Source organism: Mammaliicoccus sciuri, assembly GCF_002901825.1.
Lineage (GTDB): Bacteria > Bacillota > Bacilli > Staphylococcales > Staphylococcaceae > Mammaliicoccus > Mammaliicoccus sciuri.
Genome location: NZ_PPQD01000017.1, coordinates 174,690 through 195,674, shown reverse-complemented (window position 1 = coordinate 195,674; position 20,985 = coordinate 174,690). Strand labels below are relative to the sequence as shown.

Below are 20,985 nucleotides of genomic sequence, written 5' to 3'. Positions count from 1 at the left end.
TTGTTTATTTAAAATAATTTATCGACTATTTGTTTCGTTGCTGTTCCTTTTTCAAATGAGCAGAATTTTTCATAGAATTTATCATACTTATCTTTATATGATTCATTAACCGTTTCTATATTCTGAATAGCATCAATTAAACTTTCATTGTCTTTTAATAATGGTCCTGGTGCTTCGTCTTCGAAGTTCATATAGAATCCTCTTAAATTATCTTTATAATGCTCTAAATCATATGTGAAGAAGAGTAATGGTTTTTGAGTATTAGCATAATCAAACATTACAGATGAATAGTCTGTAATACAAATATCACTAATTAAATATAAGTCACTAATATCTTCATAGCTCGCAACATTATAAATAAAACCTTCTAATGATTTATCGATAATAATATTATTACTAATAATGATATGAGGTCTTAAGAGAAGTACATACTCGTCTCCAAGTTTTTCTTTCATTTGATGTAAATCTAATTTTAAATTAATTAAATGTTTTTTCGCAGATGATACTTCATCATCTCTGAACGTTGGCGCGTACAATATCACTTTTTTATCTTTAGGAATTGAAAGTTTACGTTTAATAATATGTTGTTTTTCTTCAATATCATTTTCATAGAAGATATCATTACGTGGATAGCCCACTTCTAGCATTTCTTTTTTAAAATTAAATGCAGATTTAAAACAACTTGTTGCGTATGGACTTGGTGAAACTAAATAGTCCCATTGTGAAACTGAGCGATTAATTCTGTCAATATAGCCTTCATCTCTACCTTTAAAGTCATCGACATCATTTAACATTTTTTTCAATGGCGTACCATGCCATGTTTGAATATATGTTGTGTTCTTCTTTTTCTCAATATAATGAGGGAAGTTTTGATTATTAATCCAATATTTAGCGATTGATAAATATTTATAATAACTAGGGCTTAACCGTTTCACTGTTATAACATTTTCATCATCGAATGGGTAAATTTTATTAGATACCCAAACAATTTTATAACCTTTATCGAGCGCTTTAATTTGATCATAAATCATTTTAGGACTATCTGTAACTTGTTTACCTAAATTACTTTCTATCACGATTAATTTTTCATCCATCTTTCCGAATCTTACAAGGAATTTATTCATATAAGACATAATATCAAAGTAATTTTTATGTCTTCTGAATCGTTTAAATACATGCTGTGAAAGAATATCATATTTCAATGCATCTTTAATGATATTTCTGCGTTTAAATGATTTAGCTTCTTCATATATACGCTGTGAATTGTTTGTATCTTTATATGCTACAAAGTTATTAGCTTTATTGATAATTTGTTGTTCGTTCTTGAAGCCGTTATCAACATAATGGCTTGCAGCTTCTATTACAGCTTCTACATTATCAACAATTCTACCAGGCAGTTCTTTATCAAGATCTAAATGTGATGGTAATTTACCGATAAATCTATCTCTATCAAATTGATAGTAAATAACTGGTTTTTCTAAGAAACTAAAGTCAAATGCAACACTTGAATAGTCTGTAATCATCAATTTACTTTCTTTAATAAGTAATTGAACATCTACTTCACCTTGTCTAATGACTTTAATGTAATCAGGTATATCAAAATATTCAACAAATGCTTGCATATTTGGATGTAAACAGAATATGATGTCTACATTTTTTGATTGAGAAATTGTTTTCCACTCTGGTCTATTCAATAAGTCATTATAATTTTGTAGATAATCTGATTCTAGAAGACTATTAATATTTGTTATCCAGTCACGCCATGTAGGTATAATTAAGATTTGATTTTTAACTTCTACGTTTTCCTTAAATAATTCATCAAATCTTGATAGACCCGTAACTTTTGCTTGATATGAATCAAATAATAAATCTCTATTGACGATTTGTTTTTCTCGATTAGAACTTGTTATAAACATATCAACGTTAAAATCTTTCAGTTGTTTACCATTAATCTGCGTTAGGTTTTTAGCACCTAACACGCCATGTTGTAAGAAGACACGTTTAGCTCTAATTTTTTTTACATAACTTGCTTCATGACTTGGGAATAATAATTCTGTGTGATGTGTACTGCAAATCACATCTGCTTTGATCATAACTTCGAAATGTTCTTTTGATTTAAAATCAATAACATTTCCGTATGGTTCTACATTTTTTCGTTCTTCAGAATTTTTATCAATAACATAATATACTTCTTCGTTAGGATGCTCAGTTCTCATGTATTTAAAGAAGTGATAACCGTTATCTTGAGCTTTATATGATTTTTCACCAATTACCCAAACTTTATTTTTATTCAAATTATTTTTGATTAACGTTGGATAGTCATGCATTAATTTTTTATACGCTGCATAGTCTTCTTTTGCATATTCATTAATTCTAAACGATAAGTTTCTACCTTTCATCGTGAAATATGGTATAGCTGTTTTTACTGTTTGACCAAGATCAATTGATACTTCGCCTTTAGCAAATCTTTCTACCATAATTCTAGGATTACCTAATTTTACATCAATTACATTTTTAAATTCTTTTACTTTTATACTTAGGAAGATATCGATAATATCTTCTGAGTCAAAGTCATTTGCTAAATACTGCTTAAGTTCATTTAAAATATCAATTTCAAAATCATAACTTGTAGAGTTTAGCTTCTTATATACATTAAATACAGTAGGTTCTAATGGTATTTCAATTTCATTTTCACTTAACCTTGAAGTGATTCTTAAATGAGCATATTCGAGTGTTGAATTTTGAATCGAGAACTTTCCTTTTAAAAAGGCTTGTTTATTATTTATGACAATTTTATCTATATGTCTTCTAGCAAAATAAGTAGAAACTGGCAATTCTGGCTTTAATGTAAATTGAATAATGCCATTTTTAGTAATATACGGGGTAATAGTCGTTTCATCATTAATGATTGTTTCGAAGTTTTGAATATAATATTCATATTTTTTTATATTTATTTTTTGAATGGATTGCGTAATACCATCAGATTGCTCAAGTAGAATAAAGATTGTTTCTCTATCATATTGTGAAAATTTCTCCAAGACTTCATTTAAATTAATTTTAAATTGATTTTTGATATTTGATTGTGGAACCATTATTTCATCAAATTCATTTTTTATATAAACATTTTTAATATTATCTAATGTTTGATCAAACTCGAAGATTAATAATTCACTTTCTTGATAAATATTTAATATTTTCATAGTTCATGAAACTCCTTTTCTTTACCTAGAGTACGAATGATTTTTTCACTTACTCTTTTAGTTGCTTCTCCATCATCAAGATGATTATATTTATGATTAAATGTTTTATAAGTATCTGATTGAGGTATGTCTTCATATTGCATTGATTTAATATAATCAATTAGTGCTTCACTTGTTTCAAAGACAGGTCCTGGTAAGTCTGATTCATATGGTAAATAGAATCCTCTAATATCATTTGCATATTCATCTTTATCATATGCAAAAAATAAGATTGGTCTTCGTAGATTCGCATAATCAAAATAAACAGACGAATAATCTGTGATTAATACATCACTCATTAAGAATAATTCATTAATGTCATTAGCATCTGATAAATCATACACATTTTTATAATCTTCTAGGTTTAGATGTTCTGATACTAAATAATGCGCTCTAATGAGTAATACATATTCATTCGATAGCTCTTTACTAAAAGCATCTAAATCAAGCTTCAGTTTAAAATTGTATTTACCAACATCTGTACGATCATTATCTCTCCATGTTGGCGCATACAGTATTACTTTTTTATTAGAGGGAATATCATATTTTTGTTTGAGCTGCTTAATATATTTTTCATCATTTAACTGAACTAAATCATCATTTCTTGGATAACCTAAAGTCAACATCTGTTCTTCTTTTAAATTAAATGCAGATTTAAATCGTTCAGTTGCAGTTTCACTTGGTGATATGAGGAAATCCCATCTACTTGTTTCTTTATTAAAGCCATAAAGATACTCTTCTAGCGTGACATCTGGTATTGAAATAACCGTTTGATCATTAGCTAATTTCTTTAAAGGTGTACCATGCCATGTTTGAATATATAGTTGATTATCTTTCTTTTCTATCTGTGATGACAATCTCGTATTGGCAATCCACACTTTAGCTTTTTGATAGATTTTGAAATATTGCTTTGAATTTTTCTCAACAGTAGCAATATTTAAAGCTCTTAGTTCTTTGTCTAATTGCTGATTGTCAGTTACTACAATATGCTCATAATTAGGTAGATTTTCACTTAAGTATAAATAAAGCATTCTCGGAGAATCTGTAAATGATTTACCATTAAACGATTCATATACAATTGTTTTTTCTATTTTGCTTGAGAATATATCTGAAGTATAATGTTTAGAACGAATTGTAGATAAATGTTTACGAAATTGGGAAATCATATAACTATATTTATATTCCCCACGCTTCATAGCTTTAATCTCCATATATTGAAATACACTTTTTTTAGATGTATTATAATTAATTTTTCTTAACAAAATTGACAAACCATTTCTATTTTTTAGTATAAAGTCAAATTTATAAGGAAATAGAGGATTGAAAACTTTGTTAAAATAAAAAAGTAGTTTCTCTTTATTTGTATTATCAATTTCTTCCTTATTATTAAAATATGTAATCGTACTTTTAAATGAGTTTTCTGTCATCAGAAATAATTTATCTTCCATAAATACTCCTCTAATTCATAATTTACACTAAATTAACATATTCTATTATAATACACTACTGATTTATAAATTTAAACTAATGACTATACAACATGTTGTAAAATAGCTTTTAAAATTAATTTTTATACCATCATCCTTTAAGTTGAATTTACAAACTTTTCAAACTATTTACAATAGGTCCTATATATATTAAGATTAAACATATAAAATAATGAGGTGAAGAAATGCGTAGAGTACTTACTTATGGAACATATGATTTACTGCATTATGGTCATATTGAGCTTTTAAGAAGAGCTAAACAATATGGAGATTATCTAATTGTTGCTTTATCAACAGATGAATTCAATAAGTTAAAAAACAAAAAGTCATATTATAATTATGAACAAAGAAAAATGATGTTAGAATCTATTAGATATGTTGACTTAGTTATTCCAGAGAATAATTGGGAACAAAAAACAGATGATGTAAAGAACTTTAAAGTAGACACATTTTTAATGGGTCACGATTGGGAAGGTGAATTTGACTTCCTAAAAGATCATTGTGAAGTGATATATCTTAAGAGAACTGAGGGTATTTCAACAACTCAAATTAAAAAAGAGCTTTACGGTAATGAATAGGACACAAATATGTGTTCTATTTTTATGACATTAAATGTAATTTTTTTGCATTCATGGTAATATAATGTAAAAAACATCAGGAGAAGATCATGAAGAACATATATAAACTTATATTATGCATAATCGTTGCTTTACTTTTAGTCATATTTAAAGATTTATATCAAATACGACACTATAAAAAAGAACATACAGAGACTCATATCCATAAAAAGCAAATTCAGAATAAAGAAAATCATGAGAAACAAACATTAACTAATGATTTTAACGAATTCGATGAGATAGATAAATACTTAAAATCTAAAGGATTCAATGGAAATATAACCATTTATAAAAATAACCGCCCCATTATGAGTAAAGCATATGGTTTTAGAGATATTGAAAATGGTGTGGAAAATGATGATAAATCAATGTATCTTCTTGGATCAGCTAACAAATTTGTAACAGGCTTAATGTTGAGAGAGTTAGAAGAACAAGGCGTTATTAATATAAATGACAATGTAAATAAATATATACCTAATTTCCAGAATGTATATCCTATCACTATTAAAGACTTAATGTTACATAGAAGTGGTTTAGCTAAAGCAAACTTTCCACCTAATGTTAAAGGTTTAAATGGTGCTATAGAGCGTATTAAGTTTAATGGTGTTGTACCTCAAAATTATCATAAATATTTTTATAACGATGCAAACTATATCACGATTGCTAAAGTTATAGAAAATGCTACGCATAAATCATTTAAGCAAAACCTTAATGAACTCATTATTAAGAAAGTTCATTTAAAATATACAGCTCGTTATGACTCTAATAACCACCAACAGTACATGGTAAAAGGTTATAAATTAAAAAATAATCAGTACAAATATTTCTATCCAGCAACTCTCGATAAATACGATGGTGCTGGAAATATATACATATCTACAAATGATATGGCAAAGCTTGTTAATCAATTCAAAATGAAACAAATATTAAATGAATCATCTACTGATATTTTACTTTCACAAATTGATACACATATATACCCAAGTTCTTATAGATATGGATTTTACAGATATCCTAATCATCAAAGATATAGGGGTATATTCTTTCAAAATGATTTTGTGACATACTCTAACGATCAATATATCGTTTCAATTGCAAGTAATGTATTAAAAGATCATTATCAAAGTGATACGGAGAACATGTTAAAGCATATTTTTAAAGATATACTTAAACAAAAAATGTAAAAATAGAGAGTGGACTTTCTCCACTCTCTATTTTTTAACGACAGATTTAATTTCTTTACCTAAAATAGGTCCAAAAGTTTCTGAATAGGTATTTGTCATATGGTCCATATCTCGATACACGACAATATTACCTATAATTGGTCTATATTCACCGTTCATTTTAAAGTATTCAGATGGATCGAATTTTGGTAAATCTTTGTTTGTTTCTGATAGTTTTTTCCAATATGAAGAGTCTTGTTGATTATTTCCTTTATTCATAAGTTTAATTGTTTCTTTTTCACCAGATTTTTCTAGTTCTTCTGAAACATTAAACTCATATCTTGGAATATCTCTTATTGCCATTACTTCAATATTATAATCATTTTTAACTTTTAATAATTCATCTACCATTTGTTGTTGAATCTTATCGCTATTTGAGTCAGCTGCTGTAACATGTGACAACACTAAATCAATATCATCAGATTTCTTTAAATAGTTTTCCACATTTTTAACCCATTGTCCTTTTAATGAATTATCATCATAACCAGTAGAGAATCTTGTACCTGATCTCGTGATATTAATCACTCTGTAATCATGCTCTTTAGCCGCTTCAATAACTGCTCCTAACCAATGTTCAGAATGTGAACTACCTACTAAAGCGATTGTTGCTTTATAGTCCTTTTTCTTACCATAAGTACCAATTTTTAAATCTGATTTTTTTAAACCTTGATTAGAATCGTCTATGTGTGATTGTGGCAAATCATCAAACACATTGGCGAATTCAGGCTTAGGATCATTTTCTTTAATTTTTTGTTTTGAAGTTGCAGCTAATGCTCCTGGATAATCTTTCGATGCTAGCGCTTTGTCGTCAGACATTTTTACATAGGCATTATGAGAAACTAAACCAGCGATTAAAATAATATTAGCTAGTGCAATGATACCAATTCTCTTGAATGCTACTTTATTTAATTTTGCACTTCTAATTGGTGTTTCAATATATTTTGTTGTAATGAATGAAAGTGCAATAGATAATGCAATAATGAGCACCCCTGAAATAATACCTGGTGTTTCTGAAATATTGTATTTGTAGAATGATAGTAATACCCAGTGCCATAAGTAAATTCCGAATGAAACCCCACCAAGTTTAATCATGATCGGCATAGATAAGAAGTTCTTAACACCGTATTTAGTATCTTTATTACCTGATAAAATAATCAGTAATGCACAAGTCATTGGCCATAAAGCGATATAACCAGGAAACATCGTTGATACATCAAATATTGCTCCTGTTAAAATTAACCCTATAAGACCAATCCATCCAATAATTTCAGCTGTTAAATTACTAATTTTAATTCTGCTTAAGTTAATACAAAGTAAACCACCTAATGCAAATTCCCACACTCTTGTAAACGTAATAAAATATGCTAAAGGTTGATTTACAGCAGTTAAATAAACTGAGTATGCAAATGACACAACAAATATAAAACCAAGTAAGTAATTGACTAACTTTTTGCCATTTGATAAATCATATCTTTTTATTAGGAACAATACACCTGTAAATAATAAGAACCAAATGATATAGAACTGCCCTTGAATAGACATTGCCCAATAATGTTCAAGTGGACTTTTCATTTGCTGTGCATCTAAATAATCAGTATTACTCAATGCCAATTGCCAGTTTTGATAATAGAACATAGATGAAACGACTTCTTTCATTGTCTTATCAAAAATGGTTGATGGTAAGAAGAATATGCTTAATACCAATATGACTAATATAATGATAAATGCTAGTGGAAATAACCGCTTCATTAATTTAGATATGTATGGCCAAAACTTAAATTCTCCAGTTTTATTGATTGTAGATATAATAGATGTTGTAATCAAGAAGCCAGATACAACAAAGAAAACATCTACCCCACCAGATACTTTACCAAACCAAATGTGGTAAATAGCGACTAATAAAGCCGCAATAATTCTTAAACCTTCAATTTCAGGTCTAAATTTTCTTTCTATATCAATCATATTTTTATTCATTTTTAAACTCCATCTTATATTAGTTTGATATGCAATTATAAATTATATCAAACAATTAACCGATGTAAAGTATGTGTAATAAATATTTAATTAGTGTAAATATTGATTTTAATTATAAATTCATCTACATAATACAAAAAACTACTAACAACATTTTACAGTTGTTAGTAGTTTTTGAAATTTTATAATATTTAATGAGATATTTTTTTACTTTTATTTCTGATATTTCTTAAGTTCATTTTTGTCTTTAGTTTCAGTAGCTTAAATTTATAAGAACGATAAGCTTTTTTATCAATTTGCATATCTAAATTACTTGCCACTTCTTTAAATCTTTCATAATTGTAATTCGCAGCAATTGTTAATACGAGCTCTTTCAAGTCTATCACACTATTCGTTTGAAGTTGTTGAACGACTTTTAAATACTTTATCGCTGGATCAATAACATGATTTAAGTTCTCTACTTTCATAAAATTATTTCGAATTAAAAAGTATATGATGAGATAATCCATTCTATAACTATAGTAGTTACTCACTTTTTCTTTTAAACCATTTAAAATGTCCATTGTTCTTTTTCTAACTTCAATGGCATCATTTAAATATTTTTCAATATTTTTGTAACTTGTCGCTACTATAGAATCTTCAATGCCTATGTTATATAAGTAAGCTGGATTATCTAATATTGTAATACGACTCTTTGACCAAGCTTTTAAATTAAAGGTATGCTCTTCACAAAAAGTAATATCTTCATCAAATCTAATATTTTCTAATATCTCACGTTTATACAATTTACCATAAGGACCTATAGACTGCGTAACTTCTGGTGTTAAGTTTAATGTCGTATGATCCACAGCTTTTAAATCATTGTAAGTTTGAATCGGCCTAATCTGATCACCAATTAAATGAGAAACTTTACCGACAACGATATCTGTATCATTTCTTTTTATCGCATCAATCATCTTGTCGATAATACCTTCACCTAATTTATCATCTGCATCACAAAACATAATATATTTACCTTTTGCGATACTAATGCCTTCATTTCTCGTTGCCGCAGCACCTTTATTTTCTCGATTTACAAGTACAATATTAGGATTATTAATTTTGCTAATTACATCTGCACTATTATCTTTAGATCCATCATTGATACAAATGATTTCATGCTCATAATGACTTTTAATTGATTCAATGGTTTGCTCTATTGTTTTTTCTGCATTATAAATAGGGATGATAACACTTACTTCCATATTGTTAAGCTCCTTTGTTTATAAAATCAACTAACTTTTGAGTTGCATCAAAGTTTGTATACTGATGCCACATTGGTTTAATTTTATTATTCATTTTATTCAGATTCACAAGTTTATAAAGTGTTGCTAAATCATAAGCTTTGTTCTCTTTCGTCATTTCATAATAGTATTGATTGAGTCCTCTCATTTCATCATACTTTGCTTCATCATAACTATAGAAAATAATCGTCTTATTTAATAGTGCGGCTTCAATACTTAATGAACTATAATCTGTAATGATGATTTCTGCCATTTCAACTAGATCTTGTATATCTCTCGGATCTGAATCATGTGAAGTAATGCTTGGATGTAATTTAGTCACAAGTTCGTATTCAGGGCACATTTTTTCAAATTTCTGTTTATCTATCGTATGAATTTCATTTGTATAGTCTCGATAAGTAGGAACATATAAAGCTATTTTTTTAGTTTTATTAGGATACTCATGTTTATGTTTATATTGGTCTAATCTTGGTAATCCAAAAGGTAATATTTGATTGGGCTTGGCATCTAAACTTTTAATAAAGACATCTTCCATAATATCTGAACTTACTAAATAATAATCAGTAAAATGATAAACTGATAAATAATTTTTTATCAGTTGTTTATGCTCAAGATTAATACTTTTATCTTCTAATCCAAATTTCTTCAAGGCACCGGCAGCATGCCAAGTTTGTATAACTTTTTGTTCTGGTGTTTTACTGATACTTCCTAATAATAAATAATATGTATCGATAATGATTATTTTACTACTTTTAATTGCTTTTAACTGTTGCAAGACATATTTATTACTTAAATTGATTACTTTATCTACTTCTAAATCATTCAAAAAATTAATCCACTTTGGATGTGCAATAACTGTAATATGATATTGTTCCTTCTTTAATGCTTCAATAATAGGTAATACATCTTCTTTAAAAGTCATAAATATTACAACATTTTTACGTTTCACATTACTTGTAAATAATTTATTAAATACAAAAATAATTGAAAGATAGACTTGTTTAATTATGTTTCTTACCACATTGACACTTCCTTACGTAAAATTTACTAAAGTTAAAAAATTGACCATGAGAAGCTCTAAATTGAGATAAAGGCTGAGACAATCATCGATGTCTCAGCCTTATCATTTATTAATCATTTTAAATAAAGTCAGCAAATCTTTGTCTAAATCTAACATGCAATATTGCACCTACTACAAAGAATAACACTGTCACACATATATTATAAAGTAATAATTGCCAATGATCTATGAAGTACCAATTATCATATAATATTGCCGCTCTGTAACCTTCTGCAAAAAAGAAAACTGGATTTAATTTCATTATCATTTCAATCACTGAACCTTTATCAGGTACCCAAAGAATTGGCGACATGTAAAATAGCATTCTCAAAATAGCTTGCATTGCCATTTGTGTATCTCGAATAATAACACCTAAAGTTGAAGTTAATAATGAAACTGAAAATGCAAATAAATACACTAAAGGTAAATATATAAATAATTGTAAAATATAAATCGAAGGTATAATACCAGTTGGTATACATAATAAAATAATAACTAAAACTAAAATAATATGACCATAAAATCTACTTGTTAAAACATAAGCAGGTATTGCTGACAACGGAAAATTCATCTTTGCAACTTGATTAAACTTAGTGCCTATTGACTTAGTCCCTTCAAGTATACCTTGGTTTACAAAGAACCACATACTAATACCGACTAATAAATATAAGATAAACGGTACACCATTTATCGGAGCATTCTGACGTATACCAAAACCAAATGCAAACCAATATACAAATATTTGTAGTATAGGATTAATAAGCTCCCAAGCTAATCCTAAATAATTATCATGATTCGAAATTTTCAATTGGAATTGTGCTAATCTTTGAATCAAATAAAAGTTTTTGACGTGCTCTTTTATTACTGTAAAAACAGCATGCATGAATATCACTCTCTCGCTAAGACATTTATAACTTAATCTTTAATATAGCATCAAATGAGCATAGATGATATATTAAACTTTAGGTTAATCTCGTAATTATAGAACATATATAATTTACATGATTCTAACAGAATTTACAATAAATTTACTAAACTCATAAAATAATGCATAATAGAACTGTTAATAATTATAAGGAATGAAGTACATATGAAAGAATCAGTTATCATTAATAATCTAACAAAAGAATATAAAATTTTCCGTAGTAATAAAGATAGATTAAAAGATGTGTTTTTACCAAAGCATCAATCACAAAGATTTTTAGCGCTGAATGATATATCATTCACTGCTTACGAAGGCGATATTATCGGTTTAGTAGGTATTAACGGATCAGGAAAATCAACATTAAGCAATATTATTGGTGGTTCACTACAACCAACAGACGGTGTAATCGAACGCCACGGTGATGTTAACGTTATTGCAATTAACTCAGGTTTAAACACTCAATTAAACGGTATAGATAATATCGAATACAAAATGTTATTACTTGGTTTCTCTAAAAAACAAATTAAAGAACTTACACCTCAAATTATAGAATTCTCTGAATTAGGTGAATTTATATATCAACCTGTTAAGAAATATTCAAGCGGTATGAAATCTAAATTAGGTTTCGCAATCAATGTAACCGTTGATCCTGATATTCTTGTTATTGATGAAGCATTATCTGTTGGTGACCAAACATTCACTAAGAAAAGTTTAGATAAAATGAATCAATTTAAAGAAGCTGGCAAGACTATTTTCTTTGTCAGTCACAATATAGGTCAAGTTAAAGATTTTTGTACAAAAATAGCTTGGATTGAAGGCGGCATACTAAAAGATTTTGGTTCTACTGAAGATGTACTTCCAAAATACCAAGCATTCTTAAAAGAGTTCAACAAAAAGTCAGCAAACGATAAAAAAGCTTTTAAAGACGAGTTAGATGCTACACGTTTTTATTTTAAATAACCAAAAGCACGTCACCTCCTATAATGAAGGTGACGTGCTTTTTTTATTCTACTCTATAGTTTCCTCTAATCATTGAGTTAATAGAATTTCTTCCAATTATAAATCTAGAAAGTGGTAAAAATGAAAGAACAACTGCTAAACCGACACTTAACGATAATGCAAAGATATACGTTGCAATATTATACATAAAGAATTGATCTATAAAATGAAATGTATATTTTGCCATGTAATAGACCATAATTTTATGTGTTAAGTATATAAAGAATGATATTTCTCCAATAAAATATAAAAAGCTAATATTAAATTTAGACAGCTTTTTAGAAATGACTAATATAAATATAAACGCTAATGAAGAATATAATAAAATGTCATAGCGATTAGATTGAACGACTGTTACATCATTTTGATAAATTGAATAAATAACTAAAAGTGTTACGGCAGCTAAACTTCCTACTAACCACATAAACTTCTTCTCCACAAACGTTAGAACTTCATTGTAGTACCTACCTAAGTAATAACCAAATACAAAATAGAATAACCAATAAAGAATATTCGTTCTATGGAATAACGGGTAAAATTCATTCCACCAATTCGTATACGCATCATTATCATACATTAAATATGAGTGCGCCAGACTGATTGCAAAGCTGATGACCAGCATAACAACTGGATTTGCTTTGCTTAATGCTTTATGGAAGATTAAATGTAGAATATAAAATTGGAATATGACAACGACAAACCAACCATACCAATTCCCAATTAATAAATTTTCTTTAAACAACTGCCAAAATGTTTCTTCATTTCCATCAACTTTATACTTTGTATACACATAAAATGTTCCAATTGAAAAATATGGAATCATAATATATTTAAAGCGTTTGACTAGAAAATTTTTCGGTAATTTATCTTTATAAACCATAGATATCAACGATTCTGACAAAATAATAAAGCACGGCGTCGCAAACAAAATTAATATTTGAAATGTTAATACAACCATGCGATTATGATCTTGTAATTCTACGTCTCTCAAGTAATTTGATAATATATGCACTGCTACTATAATTAAGCAAAATATTGCCCTTGCATAAGTAATTTCATGTTTTCTATTCATAAGTACTCCAACTCACAATTTTTTGTCACTTATGAAGATTACATGATTTTAAATTAATTGTAAAATAATTATATAATCTGTTTATAATTATACTTTTGTTAGAGATAAATTAAGTACGTACTTTATTGCTTTTCAATCATAATCTTTACCATCCCTTGTGCATTGATACATTTAATCTTATTATCCTGCAAAGATTTTTCTAATGTTTCATCTATATAAATTGGATTTTTGTATCTTACAGTAAAATGTTGCCACTCAACATCTTCTAACAACCATTCACATACAAGTTGCCCTGGTACAATTTCTTGATGAATCGGATTTGAATCATGAATAATAGATAAATATTGATTAACAAGACTAATATCAAATTTCATACTATACCTCACTTTCCAACGAATGTTTGGTTGAGCCTAGTGTATATGTCATCTCCGCTTTTAATCGTTAAACTAAATTCGTAAATCGTAAACGACTTCACTTTTTTTATTTTCTCATTTTTTAATTTTGCTTTATAAATTGTATCAACATCTAATGCTTTAAACTGTTCAACTGAGGTTTCTTTTAAGTAAATCTCTTTTTCTAAAAAACGTTCAAACAATGAAAATTTTGGCCATATACTTGCTAAATACAATACTGGTACAGAAGATGCATTCTTTTTTATAGTAAGTGTCTGTATATATGCTTCAACCTCTTCTTTGTTGAAAATAACCTCAATTATTTCGATGCCATCTTCTAAATAATGTTGCATGTCCCATGCCTCCTCCTATTCCCATTGTTGCTATCGATGTCTCAATATCTTTCATATGATATAAACGTGTAACGAGGCTTGCACCACTAGCTCCATATGGATGTCCAATAGCTAATGCGCCACCATACAAATTAAATTTATCGTCGGGAATATTTAACATATCTTTTGAAGCAAGCACTTGAGAACTAAATGCTTCATTAAATTCAACACAATCAATTTCTTTCATTGTTAATTGTGAATTTTTCAATACTCTTTCTACAGCAGGTACTGGTCCTATACCTAGTAATCTTGGATCAACACCTTTTACAGAACTATCGATAAATTCCAATCCTTCATGATAACCTAAAGCAGTCGCTTTTTCTTTACTCATAATTAAAAGTAAAACCGCACCGTCATTTTTCATACAACTATTACCTACTGTTACAGTTCCATCTTTAATAAGTGGTTTTAAACGTGATAACGTTCTTAAAGTTAATTTAGGTTTAACGCCTTCGTCATGTTGGATCCATTCATTCCCTACTTTAATCGGATAAATTTCATTTGATAAATAACCTTTTTCCATAGCTTTTATTGTCTTTTGATGGCTATTGTATGCAAATTCGTCCTGACTTTCTCTAGAGATTTGATAGACTTGTGCAACATTTTCAGCCGCTTCAATCATTGAAGGATCTTCTCCATCAGGTGCAAATGAAGCGCGCTCAAAAAATTCAGGTGCGTCATAAACTGATTGTGGTCTCTTGATTTTCCAAGGTGCTCTACTTGTACTTTCAACACCACCAGCAATATAAACTTCACCAGCACCTGCTTGGATCATTCTACAAGCATACGTTACCGCTTCTAGTCCTGCACCACATTGCCTATCTATTGTGACACCAGGAATATCAATTGATACACCAGCTTCTAGCAATGACTTTCTAGCAATGTTCCCTCCATTACCTACTATGTTTCCTAAAACAACATCACTTAAATGTTCAAGTGCTTCAGCATGATCAGCAAATAAATATTCATATAAAGGTTTCAAGAGCATTTCAGGTTCTAAGTGTTTAAATACCCCACCATATTTACCAAATGGCGTTCGTTTTGCAGCTACAATAACTGGTTCCATGCTTCTCCTCCTAATTCATAAATAGATTTCATCTTATATCTCGCTATCTTCCCACTAAATGTATATTTCATCTTTTTAACCCGTATCATCTGAGATGGTATTTCATAACGACTTAATCCACATGCTAATAAATACTTTTTCATGCTTAAATATTGCAAATGATCCTTACCTTTATATAATAAAATTGCTATTTCTCCGAATTTATTATGTTTCTTACTTATAATAATTGCTTCATCAATAATATCTAGATTTAATAGTTTTTGCTCAATAATCTCTGGATACACGTTTTTACCACCAATTATTAAACGGTCACTTTCTCGTCCAAATAATCGTAGTTCTTGGTCTGCAGAAATTGATGCCCAATCACCTATTTTAATCCACTCATCATGAACTTCTTCATTCAAATAACCACTAAATGTCATGTCACTTTTGACATATAATTTACCTATATCATTTTCATCTTTGTCTTTAATTTGAACTTGAACAGATGGAAATAGTTTACCTACAGATTCTGAATCAGCTTGTCCATTGATATTGTAGCTTATAAAACTCGCTTCAGAGCTACCAAAGAATTCAATTAAATCAATATAAGGATACTTATGCTTAAATTTTTCAAATATTTGAGTAGATAATTTTGCACCTGATGAAAAAATACTTGTAACATTCATTAAATGAACGTTATGATTCAATAAACTATATAGCATTGTAGGTACTATAAACATCGTTTGATTTTCACTAAATTTATTGATTAATTTATTAAGTATTTGAGTATTAAATTTCTTTTGCCCAATAAACGTTCTACCTGTATATAATGTATAAATCATAGCGTATAGTGTTAAAGAATGTGCATGTGGACCAGGAGCTATAATAATGTTTGTATAACCCTTAAGTAAGTCTTCATTATATTTAAATGACTGAATCCAAGATTGATGATTTCTCATATAAGCTTTAGGTATGCCTGTCGTCCCAGAAGTAAATCCAATATGTAAAATATCTCGCGGTAATGATGTATTATTTTCTATTTTTCGATACGTAACTTTACTACTGTCATCTACTAATAATGGAATATGATATAGCGTTAACAATTCATTCGTTTTCTCTTCAGATATATAAGGATCAAGGACACATGGTATTAGTTCACACTTTAAAGCTGCAATATACCATTTTATAAACTGAATGGGGTTTTTCATCGTAATACCAATCATAATATTCTTTGGATATTGTATTAACGCTGTGGCAATTTTTTCAGATTCTATCATTAAATCGTTATAAGATATATGCATCTCATCAATATACATGGCAATTTTATCTTCATTTGTTATTAATTGTTGATTTATGAGTTCCAGTACTCGCATTACAAAGTCACCTACTTTTATTGTTACCTACATCATAACATTTAGTTAACAATTAAATAGCTAAAAATCCTCATAAAATAAAACACCTTAATGTTAAATTTCAACATTAAGGTGTTACTATTTATCTATTCTTCATATAATCATATTTATTCTTTTTAGGTGTACATGATTTTTGAAATTGAACTTCTTTTAAAAACAGTGGGATTTTAAGTGCTCTATTCACACGTTTCAAATCAGTTATAATTCTATATAACCATTCTAAATTAAGTTTAATAAACATTTTTGGTGCACGCTTAACATTTCCACTTATAACATCAAACGAGCCACCCACACCCATCATTACCGTGTGTTCAAAATGATGACCGTTATAATAAATCCAATCTTCTTGTTTAGGAAAACCCATTGCCGCAAAAATAAAGTCTGGATTAAATTTCTTAATTTTCTTAGTTACTTTATAATCTAGTACATGTTTATATCCATGTTTATGATCAAACGTAATATTAGGGTATTGTTCTTCTAGAATTTTACGAGTCGCTTTAACGCCTTCTTTAGAAGATCCTAATAAGAATACTCTCTTGCTACTTGCGTTTGCAATATTCAACATTTCTTCCATTAACTCTATTCCCGGAACACGTTCTTTTAATGGCGTATTTAAATATTTAGCTGCTTTAACTATACCAATTCCATCTGGTACAATGTAATCTGCATGTTTAATACGTCGTTGATAGTGATTATTACTATAAGCATAATGTGCAATTTCAGGATTAGCTGTTACAATAAATAAATTATCATTCGTTTCCTGATTTACAAAATATTTAATACGTTCTACCATTTCATTTGCCGTCAGGTTTGCAAATGGCAAACCTAGAACATTAACGGTTGGAGGCTTAATCACATCATACGAATTCTCTCTATTTAATTCTATTTGTTCACTAATACTATTTAAATCTTTTTCTAGTACTTTTGCCATTTGTCTCACCTCTCATTCTTCACTATAATTTACACCATTTCCATAAATTTTACAACAAATTTACATTCTATATTTGATAAGTAGTACACATAATTCATTTAAATTGTTGAATTTTACTTGTATAATCATATATGATGTATAATATGCAAAAATAGATATTTCAAAACACAATACGAATAGAAGGGTAAATATATAATATGAAAAGATTCGCAAAAATAGGTTTACTTTTGATGTCAATAGTACTCATGATTCTACCCGTAGTATTTGGACTCATGCTTTATCTTGAAACTAAAGGTGCAATTAATGATTCATTTCTTGATTCTAAAAAAAGCAAATCATCTTTAAGAGATAAACCAGTAGATCCTAGTTTAGATCATGTATCGGTATTATTTTTAGGTGTCGATGATAGTACATCAAGACGTGAAGGTGGTCAAAAGGCTAACCAATCTCGCACTGATGCTATGATTTATACAACTTTTAATAGAGATAAAAAACAAATACGTATGGTTAGTATTCCACGTGATACATTAAGTTATATACCAGCCGTAAAATATTATGATAAAATCACGCATGCTCATGCAATAGATGGGCCAGAAGGTTCAATGGAAAGTGTTGAAAGTACATTAAATGTTCCAGTAGATTACTATGCAAGAATTAATATGGAAGCTTTTGTTGAAGTTGTTGATGAACTTGGTGGTATTGAATATAACGTACCGTTTGATTTAAATGAGCCAAACACTGAAGATAAAGGTCGAATTAAAGTCAAAAAAGGTAAACGTAATTTATCTGGTGACGAAGCGCTTGCCGTTGTTCGTTCAAGAAAACAAGATTCAGATTTAGAACGTGGTAAACGTCAAATGGAAATGATTAAAGCCATTATCAAAAAAGCTCAAGAAACAAATTCAATTAATAAATTAGATGACTTAGTTAAAATCGTTGGTAAAAATGCGAAACACAATTTCTCATTTGAAGATATCCAAAACTTAGCAACGACTTATTCATCAAGTAAAGTAAAAATTAAAACCGAACAAGTTACAGGAACTGATGCTAATTTTAATGGTGTTTACTTCTTCAATCCTGACTTAGATAATTTATTAGAACTGTCTAATAAACTTAGAAAAGACTTAAACTTGCCTAAGACTAAGAAAACAGAATTAATGAATTATTTGATGATTCAAGCATATGGAGATCTAACACCTTATATTGAAGTATCTAAGAAAAGTCTAAAGAGTGGAAACACATCTATTAATAGCGATTCAGCTGAAACAGTCGAACCTGCTATAGAGCCTGATACTGAAGAATCAACTCAGCAGCAAACTGAACAACCGTCTGAGCAGCCTGTAGAACAACCTATAGAACAAGCACCATCACAAGAAGTACCTCAACAAGAAGTACCTCAACAAACAACACCAGATCAAAGTGGTCAAGCACCGGATCAAAGCGCTCAACAACCTGGTCCAGAAGTTTACTAGGAAAGGAGGCAAATTATGATTCAACGTAAAACATATGAAAAATATGAACAAATCAATACAATGTTTGATGCACTTGAAAATCAAATAATTCATTCTGGAGATTTGTCTCACTTTAGACAAAATTTGTACTATGTTAATCACGAACATCATGAGAATTATGAAGCGTTATTACTATACTATAATCAAGCAAACAACGATCCAATTGTAGATGGCGCTTGTTATATCATTGCCATCCCAGAAATATTTAATGTTATCAATATCTTTGATAACCCCTTACCTTTTTCATGGGTATATACAGAAACAGGTTTAACAGAAGAAATGAAATCATTAAGTGTTCATTTACAATATCTAGTAGCAGCAGCACTAGAAACAAGCCAAATTCAAATATTTACACCGAGCGGATATACAATGGGTATGACAAATTGGAGTATTCACCAATTAAGATTATTCTGGCAATATACCGCAATCGTTAGAAGACAAGCAGTTCAAACAATATAAATTAAAAGCTGATCCATATAAAATGGTTCAGCTTTTTTGTGTGAACAGAAATAATATGGAACTCATTGAGAATATGTAACGTGAATGTTGCTAAATTGGGATGACTTGCAACATACGGAGCTTCTATGTTGCTAGTCAGCATCGTCTTGCAATTTTGGCAATGTCTATTTATCTTGTTTCACTAGTCTTGATAAATACAGCGTCCTTATTTATCTTGTTTCGTCTGTCTTGATAAATAAAGCGTCCTTATTTATCTTGTTTGATCAGTCTTGATAAATAAAGCGTCCCTATTTATCTTGTTTCGTCTATCTTGATAAATACAACGCCTCTATTTATCTTGTTTGCCCTGTCTTGATAAATACACCCCTATATTTACCAACTATTTATTATTTCTTGAGTTTTTAATTTACTACATCAATTAGAATAATCATAATGTATAATAAATTGAATCAAAACAATGGAGGTATCATAATGATCAAAATTGCAGAAAGCCAAAAAGATATACAAGATGGGTTAAATATTAGAAAAATTGTATTTGTTGAAGAACAAGGTGTTTCTATAGACGCAGAGATAGATGAATTTGAAAATGTTTCTAAGCATGTTGTTCTATATCACAATGATAAACCAGCTGCGGTAGGTCGTTTTAGAAATTATAAAAATGGTTATGCGAAAGTAGAGAGAGTTGCCGTTTTAAAACCTTATAGAAAATTTGGTTACGGTAAAGATGTGATGAATTTTATTAATCAAAAAGCTAGTGAAGATGGATATAAAGGTACAGTACTTAATGGACAATCACACGCTAAAGGTTTCTATGAAAAATTAGGTTACAAAACTGAAGGTGAAGAATTCTTAGAAGAAAAGATTCCTCACTATTTTATGAAATTAACTTTTTAGATAAATTATTAATATCTCAAATATTAAAGTTACATTACATTTCTTAAAAAGTTCATCTTTTAATATT

At 28.8% G+C, this 20,985-nt stretch carries 18 protein-coding genes; 6 read left to right on the top strand and 12 right to left on the bottom strand.

The window, feature by feature from the left end; translation table 11 throughout:
* Window positions 1–8: 8 nt before the first annotated feature.
* Window positions 9–3,200: a CDP-glycerol--glycerophosphate glycerophosphotransferase gene (locus CD035_RS03420; protein ID WP_048542129.1), complete on the bottom strand. Its 3,192-nt coding sequence runs from the start codon at window positions 3,198–3,200 to the stop codon at window positions 9–11.
* Window positions 3,197–4,435 (bottom strand): CDP-glycerol glycerophosphotransferase family protein, encoded by a 1,239-nt coding sequence (locus CD035_RS03415; protein WP_158259773.1) that lies wholly within the window; start codon window positions 4,433–4,435, stop codon window positions 3,197–3,199. The genes CD035_RS03420 and CD035_RS03415 overlap by 4 nt, the downstream gene beginning before the upstream one ends.
* 476 nt (window positions 4,436–4,911) lie before the next feature.
* Between CD035_RS03415 and tagD the strand changes: the two genes are divergently transcribed.
* Window positions 4,912–5,304, top strand: a complete 393-nt coding sequence (gene tagD, locus CD035_RS03410; protein WP_048542127.1) for a glycerol-3-phosphate cytidylyltransferase — start codon at window positions 4,912–4,914, stop codon at window positions 5,302–5,304.
* An 89-nt stretch (window positions 5,305–5,393) separates the two neighbouring features.
* On the top strand, window positions 5,394–6,527 hold the full coding sequence (locus CD035_RS03405) for a serine hydrolase domain-containing protein (protein ID WP_048542126.1): 1,134 nt from the start codon (window positions 5,394–5,396) through the stop codon (window positions 6,525–6,527).
* 27 nt (window positions 6,528–6,554) lie between these two features.
* Here the strand turns inward: CD035_RS03405 and CD035_RS03400 are convergent, their stop codons facing one another.
* From CD035_RS03400 to CD035_RS03385, 4 genes are all read right to left on the bottom strand, one after another.
* Window positions 6,555–8,540 carry an acyltransferase family protein gene (locus CD035_RS03400; RefSeq protein WP_048542125.1) on the bottom strand — a complete coding sequence of 662 codons (1,986 nt, stop codon included), beginning with the start codon at window positions 8,538–8,540 and terminating at the stop codon, window positions 6,555–6,557.
* Window positions 8,541–8,731: 191 nt separating this feature from the next.
* Window positions 8,732–9,784 carry a glycosyltransferase family 2 protein gene (locus CD035_RS03395; protein ID WP_048542124.1) on the bottom strand — a complete coding sequence of 351 codons (1,053 nt, stop codon included), beginning with the start codon at window positions 9,782–9,784 and terminating at the stop codon, window positions 8,732–8,734.
* A gap of 4 nt (window positions 9,785–9,788) precedes the next feature.
* A complete protein-coding gene (locus CD035_RS03390) occupies window positions 9,789–10,844 on the bottom strand; it encodes a CDP-glycerol glycerophosphotransferase family protein (RefSeq protein ID WP_048542122.1) in 1,056 nt (351 codons plus the stop codon).
* Window positions 10,845–10,962: 118 nt separating this feature from the next.
* On the bottom strand, window positions 10,963–11,766 hold the full coding sequence (locus CD035_RS03385; protein WP_048542119.1) for an ABC transporter permease: 804 nt from the start codon (window positions 11,764–11,766) through the stop codon (window positions 10,963–10,965).
* 207 nt (window positions 11,767–11,973) lie between these two features.
* On the opposite strand from CD035_RS03385, the gene tagH reads away from it, so the two are divergent.
* Window positions 11,974–12,768 carry a teichoic acids export ABC transporter ATP-binding subunit TagH gene (gene tagH, locus CD035_RS03380; protein ID WP_048542117.1) on the top strand — a complete coding sequence of 265 codons (795 nt, stop codon included), beginning with the start codon at window positions 11,974–11,976 and terminating at the stop codon, window positions 12,766–12,768.
* A gap of 43 nt (window positions 12,769–12,811) precedes the next feature.
* Here the strand turns inward: tagH and CD035_RS03375 are convergent, their stop codons facing one another.
* The 6 genes from CD035_RS03375 to CD035_RS03350 all read right to left on the bottom strand — a co-directional run bounded on the left by CD035_RS03375 (window position 12,812) and on the right by CD035_RS03350 (window position 18,054).
* On the bottom strand, window positions 12,812–13,879 hold the full coding sequence (locus CD035_RS03375) for an acyltransferase family protein (protein WP_048542115.1): 1,068 nt from the start codon (window positions 13,877–13,879) through the stop codon (window positions 12,812–12,814).
* Between the two features lie 122 nt (window positions 13,880–14,001).
* A complete protein-coding gene (locus CD035_RS03370; RefSeq protein ID WP_048542113.1) occupies window positions 14,002–14,253 on the bottom strand; it encodes a hypothetical protein in 252 nt (83 codons plus the stop codon).
* An 8-nt stretch (window positions 14,254–14,261) separates the two neighbouring features.
* Window positions 14,262–14,624 carry a hypothetical protein gene (locus CD035_RS03365; RefSeq protein ID WP_075577821.1) on the bottom strand — a complete coding sequence of 121 codons (363 nt, stop codon included), beginning with the start codon at window positions 14,622–14,624 and terminating at the stop codon, window positions 14,262–14,264.
* Window positions 14,587–15,729 carry a thiolase family protein gene (locus CD035_RS03360; protein WP_048542112.1) on the bottom strand — a complete coding sequence of 381 codons (1,143 nt, stop codon included), beginning with the start codon at window positions 15,727–15,729 and terminating at the stop codon, window positions 14,587–14,589. Before CD035_RS03360 ends, CD035_RS03365 begins: the two co-directional genes overlap by 38 nt.
* Window positions 15,711–17,084 carry an AMP-binding protein gene (locus CD035_RS03355; protein WP_048542108.1) on the bottom strand — a complete coding sequence of 458 codons (1,374 nt, stop codon included), beginning with the start codon at window positions 17,082–17,084 and terminating at the stop codon, window positions 15,711–15,713. Before CD035_RS03355 ends, CD035_RS03360 begins: the two co-directional genes overlap by 19 nt.
* Window positions 17,085–17,205: 121 nt before the next feature.
* Window positions 17,206–18,054 carry a WecB/TagA/CpsF family glycosyltransferase gene (locus tag CD035_RS03350; RefSeq protein WP_229412502.1) on the bottom strand — a complete coding sequence of 283 codons (849 nt, stop codon included), beginning with the start codon at window positions 18,052–18,054 and terminating at the stop codon, window positions 17,206–17,208.
* Between the two features lie 230 nt (window positions 18,055–18,284).
* Between CD035_RS03350 and CD035_RS03345 the strand changes: the two genes are divergently transcribed.
* The 3 genes from CD035_RS03345 to CD035_RS03335 all read left to right on the top strand — a co-directional run bounded on the left by CD035_RS03345 (window position 18,285) and on the right by CD035_RS03335 (window position 20,918).
* Window positions 18,285–19,526: an LCP family glycopolymer transferase gene (locus tag CD035_RS03345; RefSeq protein ID WP_229412501.1), complete on the top strand. Its 1,242-nt coding sequence runs from the start codon at window positions 18,285–18,287 to the stop codon at window positions 19,524–19,526.
* A gap of 18 nt (window positions 19,527–19,544) precedes the next feature.
* Window positions 19,545–20,024, top strand: coding sequence for a DUF2538 family protein (locus CD035_RS03340; RefSeq protein ID WP_025905460.1), 480 nt, complete (start codon window positions 19,545–19,547; stop codon window positions 20,022–20,024).
* A gap of 471 nt (window positions 20,025–20,495) precedes the next feature.
* Window positions 20,496–20,918 (top strand): GNAT family N-acetyltransferase, encoded by a 423-nt coding sequence (locus CD035_RS03335; RefSeq protein WP_048542103.1) that lies wholly within the window; start codon window positions 20,496–20,498, stop codon window positions 20,916–20,918.
* The last annotated feature ends 67 nt before the right edge of the window (window positions 20,919–20,985 follow it).

What these genes read in the sequence shown, in the direction of transcription:
- CD035_RS03420 (WP_048542129.1), bottom strand. Translation starts at nt 3,200, where the DNA reads ATGAAAATATTAAATATTTATCAAGAAAGTGAATTATTAATCTTCGAG.
- CD035_RS03415 (WP_158259773.1), bottom strand. Translation starts at nt 4,435, where the DNA reads ATGAAGCGTGGGGAATATAAATATAGTTATATGATTTCCCAATTTCGT.
- tagD (WP_048542127.1), top strand. Translation starts at nt 4,912, where the DNA reads ATGCGTAGAGTACTTACTTATGGAACATATGATTTACTGCATTATGGT.
- CD035_RS03405 (WP_048542126.1), top strand. Translation starts at nt 5,394, where the DNA reads ATGAAGAACATATATAAACTTATATTATGCATAATCGTTGCTTTACTT.
- CD035_RS03400 (WP_048542125.1), bottom strand. Translation starts at nt 8,540, where the DNA reads ATGAATAAAAATATGATTGATATAGAAAGAAAATTTAGACCTGAAATT.
- CD035_RS03395 (WP_048542124.1), bottom strand. Translation starts at nt 9,784, where the DNA reads ATGGAAGTAAGTGTTATCATCCCTATTTATAATGCAGAAAAAACAATA.
- CD035_RS03385 (WP_048542119.1), bottom strand. Translation starts at nt 11,766, where the DNA reads ATGCATGCTGTTTTTACAGTAATAAAAGAGCACGTCAAAAACTTTTAT.
- tagH (WP_048542117.1), top strand. Translation starts at nt 11,974, where the DNA reads ATGAAAGAATCAGTTATCATTAATAATCTAACAAAAGAATATAAAATT.
- CD035_RS03375 (WP_048542115.1), bottom strand. Translation starts at nt 13,879, where the DNA reads ATGAATAGAAAACATGAAATTACTTATGCAAGGGCAATATTTTGCTTA.
- CD035_RS03370 (WP_048542113.1), bottom strand. Translation starts at nt 14,253, where the DNA reads ATGAAATTTGATATTAGTCTTGTTAATCAATATTTATCTATTATTCAT.
- CD035_RS03365 (WP_075577821.1), bottom strand. Translation starts at nt 14,624, where the DNA reads ATGCAACATTATTTAGAAGATGGCATCGAAATAATTGAGGTTATTTTC.
- CD035_RS03360 (WP_048542112.1), bottom strand. Translation starts at nt 15,729, where the DNA reads ATGGAACCAGTTATTGTAGCTGCAAAACGAACGCCATTTGGTAAATAT.
- CD035_RS03355 (WP_048542108.1), bottom strand. Translation starts at nt 17,084, where the DNA reads ATGCGAGTACTGGAACTCATAAATCAACAATTAATAACAAATGAAGAT.
- CD035_RS03350 (WP_229412502.1), bottom strand. Translation starts at nt 18,054, where the DNA reads ATGGCAAAAGTACTAGAAAAAGATTTAAATAGTATTAGTGAACAAATA.
- CD035_RS03345 (WP_229412501.1), top strand. Translation starts at nt 18,285, where the DNA reads ATGTCAATAGTACTCATGATTCTACCCGTAGTATTTGGACTCATGCTT.
- CD035_RS03335 (WP_048542103.1), top strand. Translation starts at nt 20,496, where the DNA reads ATGATCAAAATTGCAGAAAGCCAAAAAGATATACAAGATGGGTTAAAT.